This is a genomic window from Henriciella sp. (assembly GCF_049649345.1).
GTDB lineage: Bacteria > Pseudomonadota > Alphaproteobacteria > Caulobacterales > Hyphomonadaceae > Henriciella.
This window is the reverse complement of the sequence record NZ_JBARZC010000460.1, coordinates 1-7,843: the sequence shown is the minus strand read 5'-3', so window position 1 is coordinate 7,843 and position 7,843 is coordinate 1. Positions and strand designations below refer to the sequence as shown.

Here is a 7,843-nt window from a genome sequence, read left to right as displayed (position 1 = left end):
GACATAGTCATCTTTCCAGTCATCTCCCGGAACCGGGACAACATCGACATTGATTACCGATCCCCCGACAATCTCGGCCGGTCCGGACACGCTCGCCTCAACCTCGGTGACTGTAATCGGCCGCCTGACCTGCACGGCATGCTGCATACCAGCATATGTGGTGTAGCCATTGAACATGATGTAACGGATTTCGTACTCGCCCGGCTCGGACGGCGCTGTGATGCGGGCCGGCTCCCCCTCTGTAAGCTTGGCTCTCGGCCCCTGATAATATGCGCTTGAAAGATCGGGGGGCTCGATTGCGATCACATCATTGCTTGTCAGCGCCCCGCTCCACGTCACCTCGAATTCGGTTGAGACCGGCACTTCATCAGGCGCGCTGAGAGCATAGCCGCCATCCGTAACCGTCAGCGGAACCCGCATCAGGATGAGGCGCGGCGAGTTCAGTGTGTAGCGCACCTCATAGTCGCCCTCCTCGGACGGCGCTCCGATGGCCGTGCTGGCCTCATCATCCTGGTCGAATGTTCCGTCGCCATTGGTGTCGAGATCGGTAGCGGACTCGCCGTCCTTGGTCTGTTCAGCTTCGTAGCTGTCCCGCGCCCGCTGAGCCGGCGAGAAATAGATCGCTTCGCGCGGATCGTCGTCTACGCGGTTGACCGAGACAGTGGCGCCAAGGTCGTCCGGGCCAGTCCAGTTGACGGTAATTTGCGTTCCTTCAGCGACGCTCTCATCAGCCGACAGGGTCACCGGAATGCCTAGTTCGATCGGCACGCTGACGACCGCCGGGCGCGCCGCGACGATCGTGAAATCCTTTGTCCCCACCTTGTCGCCCGCGACCCGTTCGCCTTCATGCGGCCATCCGGTCCAGACCGCAGTCGCCTTGTATTCACCCGGCACGACTTCAAAGTCGGCATAACCGGTGTTGTCCGCCTCGAAGACGACGTCGCCGGTCTCCAGATTCTCGACAGACCAGTTCAGCTTGCTCTGGATCTGCGGGCCGCCTTTCAACAAGGTCGCACGCAGCGCAACCGTTTGGGGCTGCGCCGCAGAGGGTTCGGTGTCCAGCGGCTCAGCTGTCAGCGCGACCTGCGTCAACGCGTCGGTCAGCTCGTCTGCATTGTCGGCAGCAAGGAACTGCCCACCGGTTTCCTCGGCGATACAGACCAGTCCCTTGCGCTCTTCTTCGGTAACATCGAATCCGACAACGTGGACGGTGAAGTCCAGTCCGTTCTCTTCCAGCGTACGAGCAAGCACACACGGATCAGCCTCACATGTCTCAAGTCCATCGGACACCAGAATGACTGTGGCCGCATTCTTCGTGTAATTCAGCTCGTTAGCGGCATGCTCGACAGATTTGGTCAGCGGCGTCATGCCCTTTGGAGACAGTGTGCGAATCTCCTTGATAACGGCCTCTCGGTCTGCTCCGACGTCGGCCATTGTCTGGATATCGGTGCAATCGCCCTTTTTGCGGTGTCCATAGGCGACCATGCCGAGGCGCTGCGAAGCTGGCAGGCTGCGCACCAGCCCCTCCACAACATCCTTTGCAATCACGATCTTGTTGACGCCGTCGATCTGACCCCACATCGACCCGGACGCGTCCAGCACAAGAATCGCATCCTTCGGGGCGCTCTCTTCGGCGCCGCCATCCTGTCCGAACGATGTGGCAGGCGTACCAATGGCGAGCGCAGATGAGAGCGCTAGCGAGCTCAAGATTATCCGCATGCACGGGCCTCCGGTTTTGACGGCGTTTCCAGCGGGAAGTCTATGGAGCCGCTAAGCGCAGGCAACCTGTACATATGTCCATGTTTTCCAAGCCCGCCGATTGCGGCAGGCTTTGCTGTCGATCAATTCCCAAGGAGCTCTGCGATGCGACATCTGAAAGGGCACGTTGCCGCGCTCTGCCTGACCAGCGCCGCGATAACCGCGCCGTTAGCGGCGGCGCAGAACAATGGTCTGCCAAGCCAGACCCAGTCGGCCGCTTTCCTTGAAACGGTCGCAAATCTCGGGCGGGACTGCGGGTTACTCAAGTCTTGGCAATCGCTCTCCATTCGCGCGCTCCTGCACGAGGATACAAAGCGCATGACCGCTGAAAAGCAGGCCGAGGTTAAGGCGCTATCAGATGAGCTGGACAGCGAATTCACCTGCGAAACTGAGGCCATGACCGTCTGGATTGACGGCGCCAGTCAGGGTTTTGAGAGCGAAATGCTCGCGCCCTATCTCGTGGCCTATATGACGCTCGCCAAGATGGAGTCCCCGCCAGACGTATTCAGTGCGGTCGCCCTGCGTACCGATTATTCAGTCGCTCTTGCGGCGATAGAAGCTAAACTCGACGAACTGGAAGCCTCAGGCCGCAAACCCGAAGGCGGAGGCTCCTGGCCAGATTATATTGCAAAGACCGCGACCGCCGTCGAAGGCTTTGCAACAACGCTCAACTCGGGCGAGGTCACCGGACATGATGCAGACCGCGCAGCGGCCTGGACAGCGCAATCAGCCCTCATCGTCGAAAGCTGGCTGGCGGAGGCCCAATAATGGGTACATATCTCGATCGCATCATGGGCGCCGTCGCCCTCTGCCTCTCACCGTTTTCCGTTTCGTCATTCGCTCACGCACAGGAACCGCCCGCGTGTGAACCAACTTTGGAAGCGCACGCCTACAGGATAAAAGGCGAGACCAACGCAGGCGAGCTCTCCGACCGGATTTCGCCGGAAATTTATGGAAACCATAGCTTCTATCAGGCGCTGGAAAATGGCTGGGTCTTTTCGCTTCAGAGAGCCGAAGAGGGCTGGACAGTCAGGCTCTATGAGAGCGAACCGGTGGGCGATGCCGTCGATCTCACATCCTTGACCCCGCCGCATGGCGGTGCGCCCAATCCACGCGACATTTACGGTTGGCATTTCCGCAACCAGGCCAATACGGGCCCGAATACAGGTGATGTGAATGCGCCCGGCGCGATGCGCGCTTTCGTCGTATCGCCCGCACTCGAAGGCACTGGCGGGTACCGACCTTCCGCAGACCCGGAAACACTGCGCCACACAGCGCCCGCACCCGGCGATGGCATCGGCTGGCTACACATCCTGGAATACGGACTGCGCGGCGCAAGCCTCGAACCCGGCAGCCGCGCGAGCATGAACTATCTCAAATTCGACGCCTGCGTTTCCTGGCGACGCACTCCGTCTGAACAGCATGCATGGCAGGATGTACGGAGTTTCGAATATGTTTCGGAGGAACGCGAGCTGATCGCAAGGTGCGGACTGGACCTGCAGTCGGCTGAACTCGACGCCCGATATCTTCCAAGGCAGCTTGGCGGCGATATCGATGGCGATGGGGCCGGCGATGAAGTCGTGCAGATCAAAAGTACAAATGGCGACAAGCGCGGCTTAGCGTTATGTCGGGCAGGGACCTGGATCAGCGTCATCGGTCTTGACGGCAAAGGCCTCGGCGATGGCCTGCCACCGGGGGCGATAGACCAGATTGAGGACTGGCACTGGATATCGCCCGGTGAGGCAATGCCACGGAGCATCGGCGATGCTGATCTGCCCGAAGCTGACGGCGATATCCTTCTCCTTGAGCGTATCGAGAAATCGGCAGTTGCCGTCTATTGGAAGGACGGGGCGCTTCGCAGCAAACTGCTCTATCATCTTGTCGAACCGTCTTGAGCCGGGGCACGTGGCCGCCCTACTCTCCTCGGCATGCCCAAATCACCGTTTCGCTGCTTCAAAACATCGCCCGAGGTCATCCGGCTCGCGGTCATGATGTATGTCCGGTTTCCGCTTTCGCTTAGGCATGTCGAAGACAAATCAGCGGCCTTGCGGTTCTTTCGCAAAGCGATGAAGCGCTATGGCGCGCCGAAGGAAGTCGTTGCTGATCGACTCCGATCATACAGAGCCGCGATGAAAGAGATCGGCAATGCAGACCGCAAGGAGGTCGGCCGGCATCTGAACAATCGGTCAGTTCCCCTGACAGTACCGGCAAATCATTGATTTTCCTCTACTTTCTCAAGATAAAAGGTTAGAGTTTGACGATACGGAGTGTGCACGTGGCGCTCAAGTTGTCAAAATCGACGACAGGGCGCTTGTGCGGCGGTCCTGACCGGGGTTTGATTTTCGCTGGCCCCCCCGGTGTTCCGACACCCCCGCTCCCCAACAGGCCTGCAAGCGGCCGTCCGTATATCTACGTATGACGATTTGAGCCCCGCCCAGCTATGTCTGCCAACGTAAGCACACCGGGATAGACACTCAAAAGTGTCCGCCCAATCGGACAGTGAGGCCAGATATGCGAATTCTGCTTGTTCATCCCAACTATCATTCGGGCGGGGCGGAAATCGCGGGAAGCTGGCCGCCCGCATGGGTCGCTTATCTCGCCGGGCCGTTGAAGCGCGCCGGCTTCACCGACATCCACTTCGTTGACGCCATGACCAATAATCTGGGCTCTGACGACCTTCGACAGGCCATGCGAGACCTGCAGCCTGACGTGGTCGGCGCCACTGCGATCACGCCATCGATCTACAAGGCCGAGGAGGTTCTGAAGATCGCGTCTGAAGAGCTGCCAGATGCCGTGACCGTGCTCGGCGGGGTGCACGCCACCTTCATGTACCAGCAGGTCCTGACGGAAGCGCCCTGGATCGATGTGATCGCTCGCGGCGAAGGTGAAGAGATATTCGTTAACCTCATCACCATGATCGCTGACGGGCAGTGGCCCGAGCGGCGCCGGCAGATCAAAGGGCTGGCATTCCGGGAAAGCGATCAGATCGTCGCCACCGAAGCGGCACCAACCGTGAAGGACCTCGATGCCATCGAGCCCGACTGGTCGCTTCTGGAATGGAAGAAGTACATCTATGTGCCTCTGGGGGTCCGTGTGGCGATCCCCAACCTTGCTCGCGGATGTCCCTTCACCTGCAGCTTCTGCAGTCAGTGGAAGTTCTGGCGAGACTACAGGGTTCGCGATCCGAAAAAGGTCGTCGATGAAATCGAGACGCTGGTGAATGAGCACGATGTCGGCTTTTTCATTCTCGCCGACGAAGAGCCGACGATAAATCGGAAGAAGTTCATCCAGTTCTGCCAGGAGCTGATCGACCGCGGGCTTCCGGAGCGGATCAAATGGGGCATCAACACCCGGGTCACCGACATCATGCGCGACAAGGAGCTTCTGTCCTTCTATCGCAAGGCGGGGCTGGTCCATGTCTCTCTTGGAACCGAGGCGGCCGCGCAACTCAAACTTGACCAGTTCAACAAGGAGACCAAGGTCGGCGAGAACAAGGAGGCGATACGCCTGCTTCGCGAGGCCGATATCTTCGTGGAAGCCCAGTTCATTGTGGGTCTCGACAATGAGACCGAGGAGACGCTGGAAGAAACCTATCAGATGGCCTGGGACTGGCAGCCGGACCTCGCCAACTGGGCGATGTATACGCCATGGCCGTTCACGCCCCTGTTTCAGGAGCTCAAGGACCAGGTCGAGATATTCGATTTCGAGAAATACAACTTCGTGACGCCGATCATGAAGCCCGCAGCCATGGAGCGCGGCGAGCTTCTGAACGGGGTCATGAAGAATTATCGCCGCTTTTACATGCAGAAGGCCCTGTTCCACTATCCCTGGAGAGGGACAGGCTTCAGGCGCCGCTATCTGCTGGGGTGTCTGAAGGCTTTCCTGAAAGCCGGTTTCAAGCGCCAGTTCTATGACCTCGGCAAAGCGGGCTATTGGGGCCCCCAGTCGAAGAAGACTGTCAATTTTAACTTCGACCGCACCCGGACGATTGCCCCTGCGCAGATGGATGATTGGCAAGCGAATGCAGACAAGGCGGCCATCAAGCGGGCCCGGCGCTTGTCTGAGGCCCCGGAGCCGGTCAAGGCGTGCGGTGGTGGAACCCAGCAAATGCAGGAGCGGGCAGGCACCACCACTCTGATCGATCGGGGCTGACTATGTCGCTGGGCGTCCAGACCCCTCTGACGACCGCCCCTGCGCCTGAAAGCGCACGTGTCGGTCCGAATGCTGTCTTGCAGCTGGAACAGGCGCTCTGCGACCAGGGCGGGGCGAAAGCCGCTGAGCTTGTTTTTGCGCGGGCCGGATTACAGGAGCTCCTGAGGGTGCGTCCTCAGGAGATGATCGACGAGCGCCTGCCGCGGGCTCTTTTCGACAGTCTCTTTGCGCACTTCCCCGAGGCCAGAGCGCAAATGGTCGTCTACCGGGCGGGCCGGCTGACCGGCGATTACATCCTGAAGAACCGGATTCCTAAACCCGTCAGACTCCTGCTGAAACTCCTGCCGGCCCCCTTGTCTCGCGACCTCCTCCTCAAGGCTATCCATCGTCATGCCTGGACGTTTGCCGGGTCCGGGAGATGTACATTCACGCTGGGGCGTGCGGCCGAATTCCGGATCGAGGCAAATCCTCTCACAATGCCCGGGTGCGCCTGGCATGTCGGCGTTTTCGACGCTCTGTTTCAGCACCTTGTCAGTCGGCGGACCACCATCACGTACAACCATGCCTGCCTGGATGGCCTGCAGGTCTGCTGCTTTTCGATCGAGACGCAATACAAACGATATCGGGCACCGGACCAATAAAAGACCGCATCCGCCATTGGCGGGCTTTTTCCTGCGCTGCAGGCTCTGATCGTCCGAACTTGCATACTCGTCCCGCCATTTTCGACAGCTTTTCAAGGCTGAGATCAGCCAGCTGACGCCCCTCTAGAATAGCTTGGACGATGGCTGGCGAGAGGAAAGCAGGCCCTCACGCCGCAGATTCGTGATCCGAGCGATCGCGGCAGCGCGCCAAGACAGTGAACGCCGCGGGCGAGAGGATGACTAAACGTGATCGCTCACGAGCCTCTTGCAGAATGAGCAGAGACGAGTGTGCACTAGACTGACAGCACGCTCTTTTGTGATCGCGATTTGACTGGCCCCCGCGGCAGGTCACGCAATGGCGATGGCCCCTCGATGAGGTTTTCGTGAGGATCACTGGGGAGCCCATTACCTCTGGCGTGCGGTCGACCATGAAGGCGAAGTGCTGGAGAGATATGTCACGAAAACCAGAGACAAATCAGTGGCTTTGCGATTCATAAAGAAAGCCAGTTCTTCATAGACATTGAATAAGGGCCAGTATCGGAGGGGAAGTGGCAGCTTCGAATTCGGCCCTAACCCTCTGGCAACACCGGTTTTCCTGACAAGGGCCGACTTACAGGGTGTGGGCGAGCAAATTCTCTGCATAACGGAACATGGAATTCGTCAGACCGGGTGTTGGTCGGCCCAGTTCATGACGAGTTCGGGCCAGACGGCGACGGGCATGTCTTCGATCCCCCTCAGTCCGAAACCGTGACCGCCTGCCTCGAAAGTATGAATGACGGCTGCTACGCCGGCCTTGCGGCAGGCGCTGGCGAGGAACAGGGAATTTTCGACCGGGACGGCCTCGTCATTGAGGGCGTGCAACAGGAAGAGCGGCGGGCCTTCAGGGTTGGGCGCGGTTGTAAGGTCATACGTCGCATAGCGCGCCGCTGACGGATCCTCGCCGATCAGATTGGTGCGCGAGCCGGCATGCGCGAAAGGCGCACGCATCAGGGCCACGGGATAAACCAGAACGCCAAGGTCCGGCCGCGCTGAATGCGCATCGGCGTCGTCAACCGGACCATAGACCGGCGCATCGAAGCGCTGGCAGAGCGACCCGGCAAGGTGGCCGCCGGCCGAAAAACCCATGACGAGGATATTGCCGGGATTGATGCTATCTGCACTCGCCCGCGAGCGGATGACCCGCATGGCGCGCTGCGCATCCTGAAGCGGCGTGTCGGGCCCGGCGGCCCAACCCTGGTGCGGCAGGCGGTAGTCCATGACGTAAACATCATAGCCGAAGCGGTTGAAGTAGC

At 59.7% G+C, this 7,843-nt stretch carries 6 protein-coding genes and 2 pseudogenes; 6 read left to right on the top strand and 2 right to left on the bottom strand.

Annotation, left to right across the window (positions count from 1 at the left end; translation table 11 throughout):
• Positions 1-1,719: vWA domain-containing protein (locus WA989_RS12690; protein ID WP_424340857.1), on the bottom strand; the 1,719-nt coding region annotated here is incomplete at its 3' end.
• A 144-nt stretch (positions 1,720-1,863) separates the two neighbouring features.
• On the opposite strand from WA989_RS12690, the gene WA989_RS12685 reads away from it, so the two are divergent.
• From WA989_RS12685 to WA989_RS12660, 6 genes and pseudogenes are all read left to right on the top strand, one after another.
• Complete coding sequence (locus WA989_RS12685) at positions 1,864-2,526, top strand: hypothetical protein (RefSeq protein WP_424340856.1); 663 nt, start codon at positions 1,864-1,866, stop codon at positions 2,524-2,526.
• Positions 2,526-3,653 carry a hypothetical protein gene (locus WA989_RS12680; protein WP_424340855.1) on the top strand — a complete coding sequence of 376 codons (1,128 nt, stop codon included), beginning with the start codon at positions 2,526-2,528 and terminating at the stop codon, positions 3,651-3,653. Before WA989_RS12685 ends, WA989_RS12680 begins: the two co-directional genes overlap by 1 nt.
• Positions 3,654-3,686: 33 nt before the next feature.
• A pseudogene (locus WA989_RS12675) lies at positions 3,687-3,947 on the top strand (DDE-type integrase/transposase/recombinase); the annotation flags it as partial.
• A 322-nt stretch (positions 3,948-4,269) separates the two neighbouring features.
• Entirely contained in the window at positions 4,270-5,910 is a 1,641-nt protein-coding gene (gene bchE / locus WA989_RS12670; protein ID WP_424340854.1) for a magnesium-protoporphyrin IX monomethyl ester anaerobic oxidative cyclase, read from the top strand.
• Positions 5,911-5,912: 2 nt separating this feature from the next.
• Positions 5,913-6,551, top strand: coding sequence for a bacteriochlorophyll 4-vinyl reductase (bchJ, locus tag WA989_RS12665; RefSeq protein WP_424340853.1), 639 nt, complete (start codon positions 5,913-5,915; stop codon positions 6,549-6,551).
• Between the two features lie 341 nt (positions 6,552-6,892).
• Positions 6,893-7,056: pseudogene (locus tag WA989_RS12660) on the top strand (DDE-type integrase/transposase/recombinase); the annotation flags it as partial.
• A 155-nt stretch (positions 7,057-7,211) separates the two neighbouring features.
• On the opposite strand, the gene WA989_RS12655 reads toward WA989_RS12660, so the two are convergent.
• A partial coding sequence (locus WA989_RS12655) for an alpha/beta hydrolase (RefSeq protein ID WP_424340852.1) occupies positions 7,212-7,843 on the bottom strand: 632 nt, incomplete at its 5' end.

Coding starts and splice junctions, on each gene's coding strand:
- WA989_RS12685 (WP_424340856.1), top strand. CDS start 1,864: ATGCGACATCTGAAAGGGCACGTTGCCGCGCTCTGCCTGACCAGCGCC.
- WA989_RS12680 (WP_424340855.1), top strand. CDS start 2,526: ATGGGTACATATCTCGATCGCATCATGGGCGCCGTCGCCCTCTGCCTC.
- bchE (WP_424340854.1), top strand. CDS start 4,270: ATGCGAATTCTGCTTGTTCATCCCAACTATCATTCGGGCGGGGCGGAA.
- bchJ (WP_424340853.1), top strand. CDS start 5,913: ATGTCGCTGGGCGTCCAGACCCCTCTGACGACCGCCCCTGCGCCTGAA.